We start from the raw sequence: 21,139 nt of genomic DNA on the forward strand, positions 1-21,139 counted from the left end.
GGATTCAGCAGTGGATGAATAATTATCCAAGAAGGATGTTCGGATACAAAACAGCCAATGATATTTATATGGCAGCTTAGTGTGATTGGTAAAATATGGTGGGCAATTAAACTTGCAACTTACATTTTTAATTTATGAAAAATAGTTGTATTGTCAATCGGAATGAGTTATAATGTAATTGAAGTATATTAGCAATGTTTACCAGAAAAAGGTATTAGGTATTATCATACCATGTGTGGGGGGGAGTAAGAATGAAAGTTAACTCAAACATTTCGGCCCTGAACTCCTATCGCCTGCTAGATTATTATGAAAGCCAACAAGCCCAATCTCTTCGAAATATTTCATCGGGAAAACGCATAAATATTGCCGGAGATGGCGCCGCGGAATTGTCGGTCATAACCAAGTTGCGTTCGCTGGTTCAAGGATATAACCAGTCTTTGCGCAATGCCCAGGATGGCATCAGCCTCCTGCAAGTAGCTGAAGGAGGGCTCTCCGAAATCCATGCCATGCTGCAGAGGCAAAGAGCCCTTGTGTTGGGAGCATCCAACGCTACGTTGACCCATGATGATCTGATGCTGACAAAAAAGGAGCTGGACCAGTTAACGCGGCAAATAGACACCATTGCCAGGACCACCCAATTCAACACCAAGCATTTGCTGGATGGTTCCCTGTCTCCGGGAACTACCGGTGTCGGTGGTTTTTCACTTCCGGGGCCGGTTGACCCCGATCCCGCCCCGCCCGTAAAAAATTTCGGGTTAGGCGGGCCTGTTCCCCTGGGATCCAATGAATGGGATCATTTCCTTTATGAGCCGGCAGGTCATCCTGATTTTGATGAAGTCGAAATAAACATCTACACTCCGCCGTCCGATCATGCTTTTGAACTGTCCAGCACCATTATCGGCAGAAAGGTTATTTTTGATGTCACCCTGGCCGTACAGGGTGGCGAAGTGATAACCACCCCTGATGATGTAAGAAGTGCCATCTCGGCAGCAATTGTAGTTGAAGCGCAGCCGGCGGCAACGGGCAATGTGAATGTTGATATTTCCGGACTGGGGCAGACCAGCGGCCGTTTTTCTCTGTGGTGGGAAGATGCCATCGAGGGCGAAATCAGTTTTGATCTGGATATAAACTATCAGAATATACTCGGCAGCGGGGTATCCCAATCCGCCACCATTATCCTGCCCCACGATGCCACGGCTGCCGCATTGCAGGCCGAACTCAACGCAAAATTTTCTGGAAACGTCAATTTCGTGGTGAGCGGACAGGGAACCCAGATGAACCCTTACGTGGTCGATGTTACCGGATTGGCCAATCTTCCCATAGGTGAGGGCCCCCCGGGAACCGGCGAGATCACAATTATTGATCCCGGAGCCGGTGGTACCACAGCATCTTTCAGCCTCTGGATGGAAGATCTTGCAGGGGTAAAGTTTGACTTCAATATTTACTGGGCCTTTCTGTTCGGGGTAATCAAGATGGGCGACGTGGCCAACGCATCCTTCGACATCCCCCATGATATCACGGCTTCGCAATTGCAAAATATGTTCAACTCGGCAATCAACGTCGGGAATATTTCTTTTGCAGTGAGTGGACAGGGAACGCAGGCAGCCCCCTTCATAATAGATGTTTCCGGCCTGGCGCATGAATGGTGGGGTCTCACCAGAGATGAAAGGATTGCCATTCATAATTTCGTCCGCGTCAACCCCGATTTTGACGAAAGCATTGCCCTGTCAAATTTCACCATAGAGGGAAATGAAGGAAAGCCAGCCGTCTATGGTTCAGATGTTGTCACCTTCATACCCCATGAAGGACCGGAAGAACCGGAGGAGCCGGAGGAACCGGAAGAGCCGGAGGAACCGGAAGAACCGGAGGAACCGGAAGAACCGGAGGAACCGGATCCCGACCCTCCCATCGAGGGAAAGGAAATGCTTTTGCATATCGGGCCCCGTTCAAATCAGTCCATATCCGTGACTATAAACAGTATGACGGCCTCTTCCCTGGATATCGAAGATCTGGCGATTGACAGCATTGCGTCGTTGCAAGATTCCCTGAAACGTATTGACAAAGCCATTGAACAGGTTTCCGGCGAACGAGCCAGAATCGGGGCCATTCATAATCGTCTGGAAAATATTATAGATATCAACCAGGTTACCAGGGAGAATACACTTCAGGCACAGTCCCGTATAGAGGATCTCGATATAGCCAAGGGGATAGCCGACCTGACAAGGGACAACATAAGGGTTACATCCTCTGCAAAGATGCTGGCGCATACGAATTTTAGAAAAGATAACATCCTGTTTTTGCTTGAAAACCGGGCTGCAGAACATCCGGTATATGGCGAAACTTTTTACCCCACTCAAGAAAACGACAAACCTCTGGACTTCTGGACCAATACCATCGACAGACCTTTGCAATCCAGCTGAAATCAATTTGTTTTACCCTGTCGGCTCCTATTTTTCCACGCAAACAATAGATCATAACTATCCTGTGTTTTGGAACGCCTGAACAATAATTTTGGAAAAGGGCATCTTTCGCCTGCACGGAAAGCAAAAAGAGGAGACGCCTTTGTGGGGAAGATAGCAGGACATCGCTGAAAGGTAGCAAATCCGTATTCATTTTTTTCAGGCATAGAATATAAACGTACCCGTAAACTTTGCCACCCTGGGTTTGGGAAATTGCCGGGAGATGGTGGAAACTGCCCTGTTCACGGACATCATTTTGTTATTCTCTTTTTCCTCATCCTTCAATTTTTTATATTCCGCTGACGCTTTGAATTTTCTGTACTCGTCCATGATCGCCATGAGTTTCATCTGCATAACTTCCATTTCTCCATTTTCATCAACGCTACCTTCATAAGCTTTGGCCATTGCAGATGTTTTCAATGTCCGGATATAGCTGCTTATCTTCATGGCGTAAGCACGTTCGGCTTGCTGTTTCGTCCTGTACATTTTCAGTTCCTGGCGAAAAGATTCGCGTTCCCTCGATACCCGAACCGCAACACGGTAGGAATGCGGTGCGTGTTCCTTCAGGAATTTCATTTCCACGGAAGATAATTTTTTTCCATATTTCAATTTGGACATGATCGTTTCAACCCGGATCTGGATATATTTATCGTCCACCATTCCCGTCATTCTGTTGCCTTTTACCCCGGTAGACACTTTGGGTTTCAAGGTGATTCCATGACGGCCCCGCCCCGAGTTTCCAATCACATCAAAATCGATCAATCCGGGTTGATTGACGTTCATGAAACAGTTTGTGGAAGAAATTTTCATATCCCTTCCGCCTCCCATTGTTTATATCGACAAAAACAGCTCGGGATTAAGTGTTATTTTCAAACAGGACAGATGGAAGATAAACAGACCAGCAACAAGGAGGCAAGCCCCCATGCTTGCCGGGCTGCCGCTTGAAGAAACCTACCCACAAAAGAATGCTTGTAAAAAGGAATTGGCGGAGTAATAAAGAAATCATTCATTGACAATATTCTGTTAGTGGGAGGTCCACCCATGGTGAAAGTTGCCGCTTTCTCCCTCGCCGATCTGCCGATCAATGAACCTGATGATTACAGTGCCGCCCTGACTGCGCTTTTCAAAAAGCTTGACATCAGATTTGCCGTTTTGCCTGCGCACACATCACTTCTGCTCTGCAAGGCAACCGGCCACCTGGGTAAAACACAAGATCATGACGACCATTTCACTCTATTCATGGAAAAATCAGCGGAATGGAATGAAAAATACTTGCAGTTGCACAGCAGACTGGCCAGGAACAACAAGCTCTATCTCGTAGCGGGGACCACGATCGAGGAGAAAGGCAGTCACATCTACCATACATCCTATCTTTTTGGCCCGGATGGCGAGGTCTGCGGCCGCCAGCAACAGACCCATCTCAGCCGCGAGGAGCGCGCCCTCGGCCTGGACAGGGGCAGGGATCTGCACCTTTTCGAATGTGATGGGATGAAAATTGGCCTTGTTGCCTGCACCGATGCCCGCCATCCCGAGGTCGGACGCATCTTCGCCCTGAAGGGGGCTGATCTGCTCGCCCATTGCGGGGCCCTGGATGCCAAACATGCCCATCAGATACAGCCAGCTGGTATGTGGGCCCAGGTGCAGCAGAACCAGTTCTGGGCCGTGGAGGCACAGCTTGAAAGGAATATCGGCAACCGTTCTTTCAACGCCCGGTGTGCGGTGATCGGCCCCTGCGAGATAACCCGCGGCTCGACCGGATATCTGGATCGCGGGACAGCTGAAAGACCGTATGCGGTGGCGAAACTGAACGAGGCGGACCGTCAAAAGATCAAGGATGATTACCCCCTGCTTGAACTTCTTCACCCGGGGGCTTACCGGGGGGCTTTGCCCGATTTGTACCGCTGAAAAGAACCCCCGCACCGACACAATGATGGACAGAACAGGGAGGAGGAGAAAAGATGCCACTTGACGGCTGGAAAGAGAAACTTTTTCGGCAATATCTTCGCTGGACCTGCCGGCCGGCACGGCTCAAAAAAAGACTTTCAACCTTGATCACCGGGAGCAGGGTAGCCCCGCCCATCGAAGACCGCCTTCTCAAAGTCGCCGCTCTCCAGGTGAAGATCAGTCTATTCAAGGATCCCCTCGATTATGTCAACGAGATGCATCGACGGGTCAGTGAGGCATTGGCAGCGGGGGTACATCTTGTCGCTTTCCCTGAAGATAATAATCTCTCGCTCCTGGGAATGCTCCCCGGGGTGGAAGAGATGGGCAAGGCACTCTCCGATGGTGATCTGCAGGATGCGCCTGCCAACACCTCGGAAATCACTATCGCCGATGTAATCCATTATATCGGGCCGGTGATAGCTCCTTTCCTGGACAAACTATACTCCATCCTGGCCGCCGCCTACGGGCTCTACCTGATGGCCGGCAGCTTCATCCTTCCCGATGGTGGCAATGTGGTCAACCGTTCTTTTCTTTATGGCCCCGACGGGCGACTGATAGGCACCCAGGACAAGGTTCACCTGATGCCCATCGAAACAGAGTGGGGCATCTCGCCGGGGACAGGATTCAAGCTCTTTGAAACCGCAGCGGGCAGAATTGCCACCCCGGTATGCATGGATGCCAGCTATTTCGAGACCTTCCGCATCCTCGAGTTGCAGGGTGCAGAGATCGTGATCATCCCCATTGCCAACCCGGAACCCTACAATTACTGGCTTGCTCTGCGAGGAATCTGGCCCCGCGTTCAGGAATGTCCCGTGTACGGAATCAAAAGCGCTCTGGTGGGGAACCTTCTGGGGTTTACTTTTACAGGCCGGGCCGGAATCTTCGCCCCGTCAGAGTTGACCCCGGACGGCAGCGGTGTTCTTGACGAAGTTGTTTCACCGGAAACAGAAGGAATCGCCGTGGCAGAAATTGATCTGAACAGATTAAAAAAACTGCGCCGTGAACACCCCTGGCGTGATAGCAACCCTGACCTTTACCGGCGCTATTTCCCTCATGCCTACAGCACCATATTCCGGAAATAGCCACGGGAAACGCCCCCAATATACACTTCCTCGAAATGGCGCAGGGCAATACTGCCCATTCCACCATGTCCTGGTAATTTTCCGGCTGGCAGGATTTACAGGATTCAAAACGTGAGGGCGCCATGGCCCCGGGCCGGAGCTACCGGGCGGGTACCGAACAGCCTTCCGCACCTCTCCACCATCATCCCGGTTCCTGTACCATGGGACTACCTACTTCTGCTCGTAAGCCACAACTTCTTTTTCAGGATAATACAGGAAAATGAGGGCTCCGACAGCGATGAATATTGCGGCCACCGGCCCGGTCAACTGGATACCAAGAGGATGATCCACTGACTTGCCGAAATAATCCAGCAGCACGCCGGTAATGACAGTTGACAATCCTAGCGCCAGCTTCAAAATGAATCCCTGCGCGCCGAAATACATCGCCTCGCGTCGTTGGCCGGATAGCCTTTCTTCGAGGTCAGAAACCGCGGCGACGATGGCATCCGGAACAACAAAGATGGCAGAGACCGGAATCCCTATCAGTGCCATCAGGATATACCCGAAAACCTGCGGACTCAACCCGAAAAGTGGCTGCCCCAGCAAAAATATACCCGGCAGAAGCACTGCAAAAAGAACAAGGGAGAAGAGCATGACCGCTTTCAGCCCGAACCTTTTGGCAAAGATATTTACCAGTGGAAAACAGAACAAGGCAATACCCAGTACCAGGCCAAAATAGATGGCCGTATCCCCTTCCGTTCCTCCCAGCAAAACAGTAACATAGGGTGGTATATTCAGGGTTACAATGTTGAAGCCGAGCCAGAAGGCAACGTTGCCGGCCAGATAAATCACGAAGGGGCGATTTCGGAAAGTGGTCTTCAGGGCATCCCCGAGCCCCAGGGTTGCCGGTTCGGATCTGGCGTAATCTTTCTCGCGGATAAATACAGGCAAATAGAGCATAACAAGGCCAATTCCTCCCATCACCCAGATCATGCCGTAATTGCCGATTGAATCGATGAGTATCCCTCCGGCTACCGCCGCCCCCGCTACACCCAGGATACTGAAGACTGCTTTCCAGGTGGAAAGGTCAACACGATCCCTGTTGGAACGTGCCAGTTCCGGCAACAGGGCCAGGTAGGGACAGACATATGCAGTGAATAAAGCAAAATAAAGCCCCAACATCAGGGCCAGATAGATATTGTTCCATGGAGATTCACCGGACACCGGCGGGTAAAACAAGGCGACAAAAACCGCCACATACAGGATTCCACTGTAGAGCATGAAAGGGATACGGCGACCGAGAGGCCCGCCGTGATTGTCGGACCAGCGGGCAATGATCGGGTCGGCAATTGCATCGACCACGCGACCCAGGAACATGATGATACCGAAGGCAAAACCGGAAATCAGAGCTTCTTCCCCTTTTATCGGTGTGAGGACATAGAAATACATCAGCCAGGTGACCATGATACGGTCAACAAGGCTGTATCCGCCTGCACCGATCCCGTAAGCCAATTTTCCCCTGTAAGGCAGTTTCCCGAGCATCCCTCATGTCCCCTTTTTGTAATTTCAATATGATTGTCTTCGTTACAGAATCCTTTTCCCCTTTTTCTCTTCCGAAAAAATGAATACCCCGCAAACCATCTTCGGTTTCCGGGGGCGGGGTTTCCAGCGTTTCATCGGCCATCTTTTTTTTCACGGCTGGCCCACCATAGAGCATGGGCCAGAAAACCGGCAGCGGAAGCAAAAGCTGCCCCGGTGGTTGCCAGGCCCGTCTGTGGATCAACCGTCTCGCAGCAGAAGCCGTTGTCCATGGGCGCCCGCCGCAGAAAGTCTGTACCACCCCGGTTGAGGGCCAGAATGTCATTGCATGCGGCCAGCGGCCAGGGCCCGGGTGCATGCAATGAACCGGCCTCGGCAAAGGGGGTATCTGCATGGAAATGGGGATTTTCAGATGAACGGATCCAGGCAACGGTATTGCAGAAGATAGGGTCTTCACGGGAACAGAAACCGTAAAAGGCGAGCAGTTGCAGGCTGCCCGGTGGGTTGTCATAAAGTTGGAATCTGCCCTTCCCGTCCACCGCCCAGGCAAACATGGCCCCATGGGGACCCTCGACGGTACCATGCCGGTGAATGGCCTGTTTCAAGGCAGCGGCCAGGCCGGCAAAATCAACGGTGCCTTCCCAGCGACCCGCGGCTTGCAGTTTGGCAAGATAAACAAAAGCACACTGCAGAAGGGCATTGTCATAGATCAGGAAGGGATAGAGTACCGGATCATCGGAGGGATCAAGGAAGGTGCGGTAAAGCCCGACGCGACGATCATACCGTTCCCGCGCTTTTTCAACCAACAATTTCAACCCCCGGGAAATCACCCCTTCACCGGGCAAGGAAAGATCGCCATGGGCACTTTCATAGCGCTCCAGAGCCAGAAAATGAGCGGCAAGCTGATCCAGTTCGAAACCGGGGTAAAGCAGAACACCGTTTATATAATGGGCATGTTCTCCGGCACGGGAAAGGTGGCGGTTGAATACGGTCAAGAGCAATTCCCTGGAAATTTGTTTGTCCATCAGCAGCAAGGCGGGAAAGCTCCACAAAAGGGTATCCCTGCCCCAGTATGCGGCACTGACATAATAGCGGGGACTGCGCGAAGTAACCGGCACGAGCGAATCATCATCCAGCGCACGCCCCAATGCAAAGAAATAATTGAAATATAGATTACGGTTCAAAATAGCTGCCACCGTTCTGTCATCAAGGTCGATCCGCCGTTTTTTCAACCAACACTCTGTTCTTGCAGCCAGCTCGGCAACCCCATGCCTTTTCAAATCCACCACGGTAGTTCCGGCTCCATCAGCTTCCAGATTGACTGCGATGTAAAGGGTCACGGTCACACTTCCACCGGGGGCCACCTCCGGCCTGACCGTTCCCCGGTATGAAATGGGATGCCCGGACGATACATGAATATCCCAGCATGAGCGATCTCCCTGTTCTTGCCCGACCATGAGAGACATGGCCAGGGCAGAAAGGGGAAGGCCATGGCGTGACTCCATGACCAAACTTTCCGTCCAGTTATCGTAGCGGATAACCTTCTCGCCGCCGACCGTCCGTCGGTTGAAGATCAGGTGGTTGAATTCGCCCCAGCATCCCCGCCAGCCAATCGCAAGCTTCAGGGGAGTTGCTGAAAGATTGGTCAGGGATAGACGGAAACAGCAACCACGATGGCCCGGTGGCGCGAAGATATGACCTTCAATACTGCAGAGCCCGGGTTTGCCTGCCTTGAAATGAGGGATCCAATCATACCGATAATTCCAGGATGGTTTTTCTGACTCTAGAAGATTTTCTCCATCCAGAATTGCAAATGGCGCCAACAGGGGACTCCCCCCCGTACCCCTGAATTCAAGGATTCCGCGGGCAGTCATATGCAGCACATTCAAGGACATTATCTCGCCGCATTCTCCAATTTCGGGTAGGGACAGGTACTCATTGCCGGTAAGATGGAGGCTTTCTACCCCTTCTAGTTCGGGGGAGGCCGTCATCAAAGATAGAATCTGTTTCTCCCGAGAAATTCCTTCGTTCATATTTTATTTCCTTCAACAACAGGCAACCGATCTCGCCCAAAATGGGAATTGCTGTTCAAGCCTGGCACAATCCCGACAGGCTCTCTTCAGGAAATTCAAGCCCGCTGTACTGATCGTGTGAAATAGCTCAAACTGCAACAGGTTTCGGTTAGATTATATCATACCGGACACTTCTGTTTTCCATGGAAATTCCCCCGAATTCCTCCACCAGTCACACCGACTGCCCGTTGGTAAAATATTCCCGCTTCATTGTTGGGGAAGGGTCCCATTCGATGCAATTGCCCGACTGGCCAGTTGTTGGTGTAAATTTACTTTGGGACTTTGGAGAAAATCTATTTTTGACAATGAGTGCAGGGGAAATATACCGTTACTGCAGGAAGAGTTCAGTTTCACCGGAGAAGCTATTGAAAGTTTGATAGATAAAAAAAGTGTGTTGAAAATTATGGGGTCCTTTCTTTTTTCCCGAAGCAGGTTGACACCGTCGGCCAGATTATTTCTGCAGATTATTTCCATTTCATATGCTACAATATGATCATTAAATTTTTCGATGGGAGGAATGCCTGTGTGTTCCAGAATTCATGTCAAAATGGCAGTGGGGTTGCTGGTATTGTTGTTATCGGTGACTGTCCCTCTGGGTTGCGGAGGGGATAGGTCAGATGGAATCCCCGGGGAAGACAATATTTTGGCCGATGATCAAGACACCACCAAACATGAAGAACCTGATTCCGGGATTGGAGAAAAATACTTTGCCTCCCTCGGGGGCTGGAGACATTTTGATTTCAAACCCGGACAGTACATGAGATACAACGTCACGACCCTGAGGGGGTTGGAGGGTTGGTTGAGCATTGAAGTGGACCGGGATAAGGATCGCAACCTTGAACTGACCATGGAAGGCAACTGGGCAGGTGGAGACATTGCAGAAACTGCAACTTTGAAACCGGACATGAAACCCTTCGATTTTACCTATTCATTGGGTTTCGAAGCTGTCAATTTAACCTCTCCCCTGTTCATCATCAGCAACCTGCCCCTGGACGAAGTGAAATGGGAAGAAGGTTATCAATGGGAAGAAGGCGACAGATCTCTGGAGATCTCCGGAGAAAAAACATATGCCGGAGTGACCGGCCATGTTGTGACTTCTCAGGCTCCGCATTCCTCCACCCGGGAAATACAAAATAACGAGTATGTGATCAATCCTGTTTTTCCATTGCCCCTGTTTGTAGAGTGTCCGGCAGCCAACGATACAATTTGCTACGAGCTTGCCGAGGCCAGCGGCTTCTGATTATCCCGGGCCCTTGACGACAGGCAGAGCCGACCCGCCCCGGGCCGGCTCTGCTTTTATTCATCATTCAAGGAATTTTTCAATCAATTCCATTTTCCCATGAAATGAACATAATCGTAAGAATCCGGAGCAAAACGCTACATGTAACGGAAGACCTGAACCAAAAAGCGGCGTTGCTTTGTTGACTTTTATTTTTTGGAAAATTACAATATATGTACAGTTGACAATAAATGATCAATTGATAAAGAGCATGGTTGTTGCTGCCATGCCATGTTGCCCGAAGTAAGTTTCAACAGAGATTTATCTGTTTTGATTCGATTCAATACCATACCTTGTCTGCAAACCGGGGATTTTTTGAAGCATCGTATGCAAGAGGGGAGCAAACTGATGGGAAAATATCAGCGACGCTGTCTTTTCTGCGCCCAACTTTTCGAGGTGGAAGACGAGACGACGCAGATATCGGGTGAAAAACCAAAAATGAAATCGATCTGCCCCTTGTGTGAAGCAAGAATAAAGAAAGAAGCCGGAGACACCCAGAAAGAACCCAAACCGATGTAAGAGCCGATTCGGATTGTTTGGTTCCCGGCCATTTGGTGCTGTTGTCATTGGAAACAAAAAAAAAATTATACCCGGTCAATCATTCCTCGTTTTTCAAACTTTGTATTTCCGAACCTGATCAATCTCCGCTGATTCCAGCCGCCTTCAGGCGGGCGATATTCCTCATCAAAGCCAATTCTGCCCGGGCCACATCCAGACCCGGCGGGCGATCCTTGAGACGTTTCTGGGCCCTTTCCTTGGATCGGCGGGCCCTGTCAACATCGATGTCACCGGGAAGTTCCGCCGTGTCAGCCAGGACTATCACTTTATCAGCGCCGGCTTCCATGAACCCGCCTGAAACTGCCATCATGTTTCTGTCCTCCCCGGCCTTGCGATAGAAGAGAACACCCGGCCCCAAAGTGGTCAGCAGAGGTGCATGTCCGGTCAGAACACCCAGGTAACCCTCTGATCCCGGAGCAACGACACTTTCCACTTCCTCCACCAGTACTTTTTTTTGCGGGGTAACAACTTCCAATTTTAACGTAGACATCAGAACTGCTCCTGTCCCCTTTTCACTACTTCCTCGATGCTGCTCGCCATGTAAAAAGCCTGCTCCGGCAAATCATCGTGAAGTCCTTCAAGGATTTCCTTGAATCCTTTGATTGTCTCCTTCAATGGTACATAAGCCCCCGCCCTTCCGGTAAATGCTTCCGCCACATGAAAGGGTTGAGAAAGAAAACGTTGAATCTTGCGTGCCCGGGCCACGGTGAGCTTGTCTTCATCAGAAAGTTCCTCGATACCCAGGATAGCGATGATATCCTGTAATTCCTTGTAGCGCTGCAAAATACGCTGGACTCCCCTGCCCACCTCGTAATGTTCCTCTCCTACAATAATGGGATCAAGCAGCTTGGAAGTGGAATCCAGAGGATCTACCGCCGGGTAAATCCCCAACTCCGACAACTGCCGGGAAAGGACTATGGTTCCGTCCAGATGGGCGAAGGTAGTAGCCGGTGCCGGGTCAGTCAGGTCATCGGCAGGGACATATATAGCCTGAACCGAAGTGATTGAACCACTTTTTGTTGAAGTGATCCGTTCCTGCAGATCACCCATCTCGGTAGCCAGAGTGGGCTGGTAGCCCACGGCGGAAGGCATCCGCCCCAACAGTGCAGACACTTCTGAACCGGCTTGAACAAAACGGAAAATATTGTCGATAAAGAGCAGTACGTCCTGCCCTCCCGTGTCACGGAAATATTCGGCGGTGGTCAACCCGGTTAAACCTACCCGAAATCGGGCGCCCGGGGGTTCATTCATCTGTCCAAACACCAGGACCGTTCTATCCAGAACCCCGGATTCGGTCATCTCCATGTAGAGTTCGTTGCCTTCCCGGGTCCGTTCGCCCACGCCGGCAAAAACTGAATATCCCCCGTGTTCGTAAGCGATATTGCGAATGAGCTCCATGATCAAGACCGTCTTCCCCACCCCGGCCCCGCCAAAAAGACCCATCTTCCCACCTTTGGGCAGGGGGGCCAGAAGATCCAGCACTTTCAACCCCGTCTCCAGGATCTCCGTGGAAGGTTCAAGTTCCTCAAAAGAAGGTGGCCTACGGTGGATTGGCCATGATTCCTCTGTTTCCAATGCCCCTTTGTCATCTATGGGTTCACCCAGAACATTGAAGAGCCTGCCCAGTGTGGAAGGGCCAACAGGCACCCTTATGGGAGACCCGGTATCCAAAGCTTTCATTCCACCTTGCAACCCATCAGTGGAGGCCAGGGCCACGCAACGAACCATGTTGCCTCCAAGGTGCTGCATCACTTCCATGGTCAAATCTATTTTATCTTCCTTGATCACGATGGCGTTGTACAGGTTGGGTAAATCCTCTTCGGGAAATTCCACGTCCACAACCGGGCCGATGATCTGTACTACTATTCCTTCCTTCATTTTTATATACCTCCTCCACTACCGGTCCTTCAAGGCTTCGGCACCGGTGGCTACCTCCAGTATTTCCGTAGTGATGGCACTCTGGCGGGCTTTGTTGTACGAGAGGTTCAAACTTTCAATCATCTCGTCGGCATTGCTGGTGGCACCGTCCATGGCGATCATCCTGGCACTATGCTCACTGGCCTTTGCCTCCAGAAGGGCCTGATATACCTTTGTCTCACAGTAACGGGGCAGAAGAGCGGTCAAAATACCCATCGGCTCCGGCTCATAGATATAGCCGATCTCTTCGGCCTCCTCCAGTGTCGGTGTTTCAATGGGCAGAAGCCTTTCCACCTGGGCCACATGGTCAAGTGCCGAGTGAAAACAGGCATAGATGAGATTGACTTCATCCAGCCGCCCCTTCAAAAAGAAGGAGATCAATTCCCGGGCCAGTTCCCGGGCCTGGGTAAGTTGCGGGTCGTCCTCGATCTCAACGGAATGTTGCAGGATCTCCACCCCCCGCTGCCGAAAATAGTGAAAACCCTTGCGGCCTATCGTTACCAGATTGACCCTGTTTTCTTCCTCATTTAAAGATCTTTCAGCCAGATGGATCAGATTTGAATTGTATGCCCCTGCCAACCCCCGGTCGCCGGTGATCAGGACGTAGCCCACCGTTTTTACCTCACGTGCAGCGACCAATGGGAGTTCCCGGGCTTCCGGTGCCAACGCCAGGCGACCGGCCACCTCTGTCAACTTCTGAGCATAGGGGCGAGCTGCCCACAATTGATCCTGTACACGGCGCATCTTGGATGCCGCCACCATCTTCATGGCCCTGGTTATCTGCTGGGTATTGGTAACAGCGCGGATACGCCGCTTGATATCCCTTATGTTGGGCAAATATTCCACCGCCTTTGTCTAACCCTGGTCAAGCTTGAACAAGCCAAAATCTACAGCCAACGGGACGAATCCCTGCGGCTTCCGGGAACCGCCTCACTCGCCCTTGGCGAAACTTTCTTTGAATTCTGCGATGCTCCCCTTTAACCTATCCTCCAATTCCTCATCCAGCTCTTTTTTCTCCCGTATTTCATCAAGAACGTTACTATAATTGCTATGCATGAAACGGAGATATTCCTGTTCAAAGAGCCTGATCCTGTCCACGGGCAAATCGTCCAGATATCTGTTAACGCCGGCATAGACAAGCGCAATCTGCTCCTCCACGGGCATGGGTCGGTACTGAACCTGTTTCAACAGTTCCATCATACGCTCACCCCTGGACAGGCTGACCTGGGTCGCCTTGTCCAGATCCGTCCCGAACTGGGCAAAGGCCGCCAATTCATTATACTGGGCCAGGTCCAACCTCAGGTGACCGGCTACCTGTTTCATCGCCTTCAGCTGGGCAGCACCCCCAACACGGGAAACAGACAACCCTACATTTATCGCCGGGCGCTGTCCGGCATAAAAAAGATCAGCCTCCAGATAGATCTGCCCATCCGTAATGGAGATGACGTTGGTGGGGATATAAGCAGCAACGTCCCCGGCCTGCGTTTCAATTATAGGCAAAGCTGTAAGCGATCCACCACCCAGGTCATCATTCAGACGAACGGCCCTTTCCAGCAGACGGGAATGAAGATAGAAAATGTCCCCGGGATAGGCTTCCCGCCCCGGTGGCCTTCTCAAAAGAAGGGAAAGTTCACGGTAAGCCACAGCATGTTTCGAGAGGTCATCGTAGATTATGAGAACATCCCTGTTCTGTTCGTACATGAAATATTCCCCGATGGCGCAACCTGCATAAGGGGCTATATACAGAAGAGGGGCCGGTTCCCCGGCGTGTGCGGCCACAACCGTGGTATACTCCATCGCTCCCGTTTCCTCGAACTTCTGAATGACACCGGCCACGGTGGAAGCTTTCTGCCCGATAGCCACGTAAATACAGTCGACATCATGGCCCTTCTGATTGATGATCGTGTCCACAGCGATGGCCGTTTTCCCGATCTGGCGGTCACCGATAATAAGTTCCCGCTGGCCACGGCCAATGGGCAACATGGTATCGATAGCTTTTATTCCTGTCTGCAAAGGTGTATCCACCGGCTGGCGCTGGATCACGCCCGGGGCTGAAAATTCCGCCGGCCGGAATAGATCGGTCTCGATCGGACCTTTTCCGTCCAGGGGTTCCCCCACGGGGTTGATCACTCTTCCGCGGAGAGCTTCCCCCACCGGTACCTCCATGATACGAAAAGTCCGCTTCACCTCGTCCCCTTCCTTGATATGCCCGGAAGGACCAAGGATAACCGCACCAACAGTATCTTCCTCGATATTCAAAGCCATGCCATAGACTCCCTGAGGAAATTCCAGCAGCTCACTGGCCATAACGTGTTTCAAATAAATACGGGCAATGCCGTCACCGATATAGGTAACCACACCCTTTGCGGCCGTCTCGGCCTTCAATTCAAGGCTCTCGATCTGCTGCTTCAAATATTTGGATATTTCTTCTATTTTAAAGTCCAAGTAACATCACACCTTTTCTAACATCAGCCCAAATTGCTGGTCAGACTGACTTTAAATGAGCGCCGATGATCTCCAGCTTTTTCTTTACGCTGGCGTCAACAACCTGGTCACCCCTCCGCAAAACAAGGCCTCCCAGTATCTTCGGATCGACATGAATTTTCAAGCGAATCTTCTTTCCGACATAACTGCCAAGCCTATTTTCCAGTTCTGACACCATGGAAGGGGAAATGGGGGAAGCAACGGCTACCTCCATCAGTTCCATGTTTCTGGCCTTGTCAAGAAGAAGCTGATACTCCCGGGCTACAGAAATAATATTATCTTCACTTTTTCTGTCCAACAGTTGCGGCAGCAGAGCCTTCAAAGCCTTTTCCTTTTCCTCGGGGGTTACAAGACGGTCGTGAAGAATCTGCCGCAATTCATCATCTTCTTCAAGTCTCTTCTGCAAGGATGCAAGCTTCTCTCCCATATCTTCTTCCTGTCCCCATTTCCGGGCTACAGAAAAGAGTGCCTCTGCATAGGACCGGGCAATTTTCTTGTCGCTCACTGTAACCTTTCCACCTCCACCAAGGCCTCCTTGAGCAACTCCTCCTGATCAGTTGAAGTAAGGGTACGCGCCAGAACCTTGCTCGTCGCCATGAGGACAAGATCTGCCGCCTGGCCACGGATACTGGCCATGGCCGACCTCTTCTCCCTCTCGATCTCCATCCTGGCTTGCTCGAGGATCCGATCCGCCTCCACCTTGGCCTGTTGAACCATCTCTGAACGGGTCGTCTCCGCCATCCTGTCAGCTCGTTCCAGAATCTCCTGGGCTTCCTGATGAGCCTGGTCGATCTTTTGCTGGTAAGAAGTCAATATTTCTTCCGCCTTCTCCCGGGCAGAAGCTGCTTCCTGCAGATTTCCCTCTATCTGTTCCTCACGGCTGCCAAGAACTTTGACGACCGGTTTCCAGAAGAAGAACAGGAGAGTACCCAATATCAACAATACATTTACAAGCTGAAACAGGAAAGTCCAAAAATCAAAACCCAACGCTTCCACAATAGCATCCATCGTGCCACCCCTTTGATATTTTATAAAATGGGGGCAAATAAAAATTTCCGCTTGTTTTATTCGCCCTTGCTCACGCTAATTTTGTCCATAAAAGGATGGCTACCACAAAGGAAAAGAGAGTCAAAGCTTCGATGAAAGCCAGGGCCAGGATGAGAGTAGTACGGATATCCCCACTGGCCTCGGGCTGCCTGGCAATCCCCTCCATGGCTGCCTTCGTGGCAATTCCCTGTGAAAAAGCCGAACTCAGAGCAGCGATAGCTACAGCTAGAGCAACACTTAGAAATTCCATTTTTCTGCCTCCTTATCATTTATCTAATTTTATTTAATGCCCCTGTACAAAATTGGAAATATAAATAACCGTCAACAGGGAAAACACAAGGGCTTGAACAAGACCCATGATTATCCCCAGAAACATTACCGGAACCGGAGCCAGCAGGGGTATCATCAGAAACAGTACCATGACCACCGTCTTCTCTCCAAACATGTTGGCGAAAAGACGCAGAGAGAGAGAGACCGGCTTTACCAGTTCTTCCAGCAAGATCAGGGGAAACATCAGAGGGTTGGGCTGGAAAAAATGCTTGATATACCCCACCAGACCATTCTTCTGTATACCTATAAGCTGTACAATTATGATGGTTGCCACGGCAAAAGCCAATGTTGTGGAGAGGTCGGTTGTAGGCGGTTTCATTCCCGGGATAAACCAGGACAGGTTGAGAAACAGGATAAATATGAAAAGGGTGCCTACGAATGGCAGATATTTACGACCTTCTTTCCCCATGGTCTCCCCGAGAAGGCCGTAGAAGAAATCGGCAACCAGTTCCGCCAGATGCTGGGATCCCCGGGGAACAATGCTCAGCCGCCTGGTGATCAAATAGGCCAGAGGAATCAAAATGGCCATGATTATCCAGGTGTTCACTACAGTTGTGGTTACCGGTATGGAACCTATGTTGAATACCAGCGAAGGCTTTACATGGTCCAGTACTTCCTGTAGGGCTTGCATATCCATTTATGCTTCTCCTCCCTTCTTCAAAGTAATGAGTGTCTGCCCCATGTGGGCCACGATCTGAAGCAGAAGACCGGTCAACACACCGAAAAGAAAGACCACCCCTCCCAGGATGGAGAGCCCCAGAACGGTAAGATTGATCAACAATCTCAAGGCCGAACGCAGTAGCAATCTGTTGGTCGCCTTCCGTGGCGTCAAGCCTTCCAGATTGCAAACGGCCAACATCTGCCAGCGGAAAAGAAACCAGGATACGGGCAGAGAGAGTAGCACACCGAGGGCATAAGTGGGGTAGTAACCCAGAAGTGAACCTGTGATGGCTGCTATTATGCCCAGAACCACCATGGTGATGCCCGTTGAATTTATTTTTCTTTGATCGATAGCTACCATTTTTCTATATCTTTTCCCTTTTTTGCCACTTGCCCGTGCCAACAATTGATACCTGGTGTCTTCTTTTCACAATGTTGAACCGCTATAAATATAACAAGGCCATACACCAGCCACCTTCATTTGCATTTGGTATAAATATTCATAATTATTCATAATTGTAGTTATTATTCATCGTAAAATTAGAAAATCCTTCTTTAAACATCAAATATTTTGAAAAAAATTTTTGAATCGGTCATTCATTATCAAATACATTCATTGCCAGATGGTGGAACGCATCCTCATCCTTGAAAAAACAACAAGTCGTTGTTAGCCATCCATGCGATGGCCCACCGGCATGATCAGCAACGGGGCTCCCCTGACCGCCAATATTTCTTTGACCGTATCGTCATCAAAGGCTCCTATGGCCACGGTAGCCAGATTCAACGCCTCCGATTGCAGATAAATGTTCTGGGCAACATGCCCCACTTCCATGTGCACATAACGGTATCCCCTCTCACCGTAGCGCCCGGTGGTTCTTGCATAATCAGCCACCGGAATAATGGAAACGGGTGCCCGGGCCACCGCTCGTTGCCCCAGGGCCGCCCTGGCCAGTTCCATTCGCAGGTCGCCCGGCTGCACCATCACCAGGGAATGATCATGGTGCAAATAATGATAAAGCCCGGGGCCCGTATCTTCCAGATCACCGGCCACCAGGTAGATTTCCAGGGGGTAAGTTGCCCCGGCGGAGGGAGCAGAACGGGATATCCCCGCATCGCCGCTCATCCCCCGGCCACCGGCAGCCCAGAGCAGCTGCCCTGCCTGCATTCGGGTCAACTTTCCGGCGTGAAAGCTACGCCGGGAAACACGTCGATATAACGCTTCTTCAACAGACATATTTCCCTGCAACCCGGGTTCGGGTAAAATAAATTTCATGGCATCCCCCTTCCTCGTCAACAGACCGGAACCGGATATGTGAAAACGATCATATTGAGCACCAGAAAGAATCCTATGTCTCGATCGTTACCAGATTTGACAACACAGTAAAACACGGGGAAACAGCCCCTTCGGGAAGGCCCCCAGGCACTTATGGTAACCCCTATCCTGGATCATATCATAAGTCTGAACCACAGTATAGACTTGCCTTGATTTGTCGGGTATACCTGCCGATCCTGTCTGTTACCCCATCCGCCGGAACTGCCGGAAAAATGGTGCAGGAACGACGAACTCCGGGTAAAAATTGGAGCAACATCGGGTGATCAAGAATTTTTCCGGCAAGAAACAAAAAGAAACAGAAACAGTTCTTTTTTGCAGGTTTGCAGGAAAATGAAGGAAGAAATCATCCGCCCATCCAGGAAGGAATCAATTGTTCTCCGCGGCGACTGCAATCAGGTTTCAAAGGCCGCTTCGCAACCGCGTTCGGTAACAAAACACCGCAACCATGAATATTGATTTATCCGGGCTACTGGGGCCATAATAGATACAAATGACATAAGGGAAGAGTGATGAAATGCCTGAATTGGCAACCTTTGCCGGCGGTTGTTTCTGGTGCATGGTGGCACCTTTCGAGGGCCTCCCCGGGGTTCTCAAGGTAATATCCGGTTATACAGGCGGAGATACCCCCCACCCCGTTTATGAGGAAGTATGCAAAAAAGATACCGGACATTACGAGGCAGTGCAGATCACCTATGAACCCGATATCCTCTCTTACGAGGTGCTGCTCGACATATTCTGGAGGCAGATAGACCCCACCGATCCGGGAGGCCAATTCGGCGATCGGGGCCCCTCTTACCGCACAGCTATTTTCTATCACAACGACAAACAAAAACTGCTGGCCGAAACTTCCCGCCGGCTTCTGGAAGACAGCAACAGGTTTGATGCCCCCGTCGTCACCTCCATCCTGCCCGCCGGCAAATTCTGGCCGGCCGAGGATTACCATCAGGATTTCCATAAAAACAACCCTGCCCATTATAGACGCTACCATCAAGGTTCTGGCCGGGAACGGTTCTTGCGAGATAATTGGTCCGCAAACACGGATCCTGGAACATTGAAAGAAAAACTTACCCCACTCCAGTTTCATGTAACCAGGGAAAACGGAACGGAGCCCCCATTCCAGAATGAATACTGGGATGAAAACCGGGAAGGAATCTATGTGGATCTCGTTACCGGCCATGTTCTGTTTACTTCCCGTGACAAATTTGATGCCGGTTGTGGCTGGCCCAGTTTTACCAGGCCCCTGCATCGTGATCTCATCGAAGAACGGGCTGATCACAGCCTTGGGATGTCAAGAATCGAAGTGCGCAGCAAACTTTCCGCTTCCCATCTCGGGCATGTTTTTGACGATGGGCCCGGACCGACAGGCCGTCGCTACTGCATCAATTCGGCTGCTTTGGAATTCATACCTCTGGAAAAAATGAAACAGAAAGGTTATGGCCGCTACCTGGGCCTTTTCCGCGGGAAAACAGAAAAGTAGACTGTTTCGAGGTTGAAGGTTACCTGTCGTGTCCTTCTCCTTTTTGTAACAGATCGATGAATTCCCCCCTACTCCGGACATCATACTTTGAATAGATGTTTTTTATATGAGTCTTGACCGTGTTTTTACTGATATACAGTTCATCGGCAATTTTATTGTAGGTTTTTCCCTGAAGAAGCAAGGCCGCCACCTGGTTCTCACGCGGCGAGAGGTTTCTGAATTGTTGTTGTTGCGTCCGGGGGTATGTATCCCCATCTGCAGAATTCTTCTCCCCTACCAACGCTGATTGGCCAACGGCATGATGTTCCATCAATCCTGAAAGATGCCTGTGCAGCAGGGGGAAGATGATGAAAGTTATACAGACCACCACCAGGGCCAGTGCCGTGGAATACTGATCTTGATCTTTCAAGAGGGCAAGGGTATTACCCGCCACGCCGCCAATAAATACGCCCATGGTATTGGCTGCCAACCCTAAACCGAATATCCGGGTGGGGTTGGAAACCAGATCCAACATTTCACCGAGGATACTCCACCAGAACAGATCGCAAATACCGCAGGCGCCGAGCATCAACGTGTTGACCACGATGTAACTGATAACCGATCGATCGAGCATCATGAAAGCCACAAATGAAAAACCGATCATGGCTATGGCAATATACAGGAAAAGTCCTCTGTCAATTTTTCGCGGGGAAACCCTCATGACCTTCATGATATGCACGGCCACGATATAGGGGATGGCCCAATACCAGCTGGCAAGCCATTTCAGATGAATGAAAGCAGGATTTATTACCTGGTACATCAGTCCCGAATTGATCGTGATGACCAGAATGAAAAGGCATAAAACGGAAAGGGGTTTCGCGATATGAGATATGCCTTCTTTCTGCTCGGACCGTGATTCTGGTTTCGCAACCTCCTCTTCGGGCAACAGCAGGGCAAACAAACACGCCCCACCGAGTGTCAGCATGGATAAACCAAGCCC

Annotated in this window: 20 protein-coding genes; 6 read left to right on the forward strand and 14 right to left on the reverse strand. The window is 50.7% G+C overall.

The window, feature by feature from the left end; translation table 11 throughout:
* The first annotated feature begins 251 nt into the window (after nt 1-251).
* Nucleotides 252-2,420, forward strand: coding sequence for a hypothetical protein (locus GX364_06545; protein ID NLI70502.1), 2,169 nt, complete (start codon nt 252-254; stop codon nt 2,418-2,420).
* Between the two features lie 198 nt (nt 2,421-2,618).
* Here GX364_06545 and GX364_06550 read toward each other — a convergent pair whose 3' ends face one another.
* Nucleotides 2,619-3,269, reverse strand: a complete 651-nt coding sequence (locus GX364_06550) for a hypothetical protein (protein NLI70503.1) — start codon at nt 3,267-3,269, stop codon at nt 2,619-2,621.
* Between the two features lie 231 nt (nt 3,270-3,500).
* On the opposite strand from GX364_06550, the gene GX364_06555 reads away from it, so the two are divergent.
* Together GX364_06555 and GX364_06560 are read left to right on the forward strand one after the other, a co-directional pair.
* Nucleotides 3,501-4,364: a hypothetical protein gene (locus GX364_06555; protein ID NLI70504.1), complete on the forward strand. Its 864-nt coding sequence runs from the start codon at nt 3,501-3,503 to the stop codon at nt 4,362-4,364.
* 53 nt (nt 4,365-4,417) lie between these two features.
* Nucleotides 4,418-5,485: a nitrilase gene (locus GX364_06560; protein NLI70505.1), complete on the forward strand. Its 1,068-nt coding sequence runs from the start codon at nt 4,418-4,420 to the stop codon at nt 5,483-5,485.
* Between the two features lie 210 nt (nt 5,486-5,695).
* Here GX364_06560 and GX364_06565 read toward each other — a convergent pair whose 3' ends face one another.
* Together GX364_06565 and GX364_06570 are read right to left on the reverse strand one after the other, a co-directional pair.
* Nucleotides 5,696-7,006 (reverse strand): MFS transporter, encoded by a 1,311-nt coding sequence (locus GX364_06565; protein ID NLI70506.1) that lies wholly within the window; start codon nt 7,004-7,006, stop codon nt 5,696-5,698.
* A gap of 131 nt (nt 7,007-7,137) precedes the next feature.
* Nucleotides 7,138-9,036, reverse strand: coding sequence for a glycoside hydrolase family 125 protein (locus GX364_06570; protein NLI70507.1), 1,899 nt, complete (start codon nt 9,034-9,036; stop codon nt 7,138-7,140).
* Nucleotides 9,037-9,598: 562 nt separating this feature from the next.
* Here GX364_06570 and GX364_06575 point away from each other — a divergent pair.
* On the forward strand, nt 9,599-10,315 hold the full coding sequence (locus tag GX364_06575) for a hypothetical protein (protein ID NLI70508.1): 717 nt from the start codon (nt 9,599-9,601) through the stop codon (nt 10,313-10,315).
* A gap of 387 nt (nt 10,316-10,702) precedes the next feature.
* A complete protein-coding gene (locus tag GX364_06580) occupies nt 10,703-10,873 on the forward strand; it encodes a hypothetical protein (GenBank protein ID NLI70509.1) in 171 nt (56 codons plus the stop codon).
* 118 nt (nt 10,874-10,991) lie between these two features.
* On the opposite strand, the gene GX364_06585 is transcribed toward GX364_06580, so the two are convergent.
* The 10 genes from GX364_06585 to GX364_06630 form a co-directional block, all read right to left on the reverse strand.
* Nucleotides 10,992-11,405: a F0F1 ATP synthase subunit epsilon gene (locus GX364_06585; protein ID NLI70510.1), complete on the reverse strand. Its 414-nt coding sequence runs from the start codon at nt 11,403-11,405 to the stop codon at nt 10,992-10,994.
* Entirely contained in the window at nt 11,402-12,790 is a 1,389-nt protein-coding gene (gene atpD / locus GX364_06590) for a F0F1 ATP synthase subunit beta (GenBank protein ID NLI70511.1), read from the reverse strand. Before atpD ends, GX364_06585 begins: the two co-directional genes overlap by 4 nt.
* An 18-nt stretch (nt 12,791-12,808) precedes the next feature.
* Nucleotides 12,809-13,666, reverse strand: a complete 858-nt coding sequence (atpG, locus tag GX364_06595) for an ATP synthase F1 subunit gamma (protein NLI70512.1) — start codon at nt 13,664-13,666, stop codon at nt 12,809-12,811.
* Nucleotides 13,667-13,759: 93 nt separating this feature from the next.
* Nucleotides 13,760-15,274, reverse strand: coding sequence for a F0F1 ATP synthase subunit alpha (locus GX364_06600; GenBank protein ID NLI70513.1), 1,515 nt, complete (start codon nt 15,272-15,274; stop codon nt 13,760-13,762).
* A 40-nt stretch (nt 15,275-15,314) separates the two neighbouring features.
* The gene (atpH, locus tag GX364_06605) at nt 15,315-15,818 is read right to left on the reverse strand and encodes an ATP synthase F1 subunit delta (GenBank protein NLI70514.1); all 504 of its coding nucleotides are present in this window, start codon (nt 15,816-15,818) and stop codon (nt 15,315-15,317) included.
* Complete coding sequence (gene atpF, locus GX364_06610; GenBank protein ID NLI70515.1) at nt 15,815-16,321, reverse strand: F0F1 ATP synthase subunit B; 507 nt, start codon at nt 16,319-16,321, stop codon at nt 15,815-15,817. The genes atpH and atpF overlap by 4 nt, the downstream gene beginning before the upstream one ends.
* A gap of 70 nt (nt 16,322-16,391) precedes the next feature.
* Nucleotides 16,392-16,610 (reverse strand): ATP synthase F0 subunit C, encoded by a 219-nt coding sequence (atpE, locus tag GX364_06615; GenBank protein ID NLI70516.1) that lies wholly within the window; start codon nt 16,608-16,610, stop codon nt 16,392-16,394.
* A gap of 33 nt (nt 16,611-16,643) precedes the next feature.
* Nucleotides 16,644-17,327, reverse strand: a complete 684-nt coding sequence (gene atpB, locus GX364_06620) for a F0F1 ATP synthase subunit A (protein ID NLI70517.1) — start codon at nt 17,325-17,327, stop codon at nt 16,644-16,646.
* On the reverse strand, nt 17,328-17,711 hold the full coding sequence (locus GX364_06625) for a hypothetical protein (protein ID NLI70518.1): 384 nt from the start codon (nt 17,709-17,711) through the stop codon (nt 17,328-17,330).
* Nucleotides 17,712-18,017: 306 nt separating this feature from the next.
* Complete coding sequence (locus GX364_06630) at nt 18,018-18,623, reverse strand: SagB/ThcOx family dehydrogenase (protein ID NLI70519.1); 606 nt, start codon at nt 18,621-18,623, stop codon at nt 18,018-18,020.
* 574 nt (nt 18,624-19,197) lie between these two features.
* Between GX364_06630 and msrB the strand changes: the two genes are divergently transcribed.
* Complete coding sequence (gene msrB / locus GX364_06635; GenBank protein ID NLI70520.1) at nt 19,198-20,160, forward strand: peptide-methionine (R)-S-oxide reductase MsrB; 963 nt, start codon at nt 19,198-19,200, stop codon at nt 20,158-20,160.
* A 19-nt stretch (nt 20,161-20,179) separates the two neighbouring features.
* Here the strand turns inward: msrB and GX364_06640 are convergent, their stop codons facing one another.
* On the reverse strand, nt 20,180-21,100 hold the full coding sequence (locus GX364_06640; protein NLI70521.1) for a hypothetical protein: 921 nt from the start codon (nt 21,098-21,100) through the stop codon (nt 20,180-20,182).
* Nucleotides 21,101-21,139 lie beyond the last annotated feature (39 nt).

The sequence above is a fragment of the Bacillota bacterium genome (assembly GCA_012518215.1).
Classification (GTDB): Bacteria; Bacillota; Dethiobacteria; order DTU022; family PWGO01; genus JAAYSV01.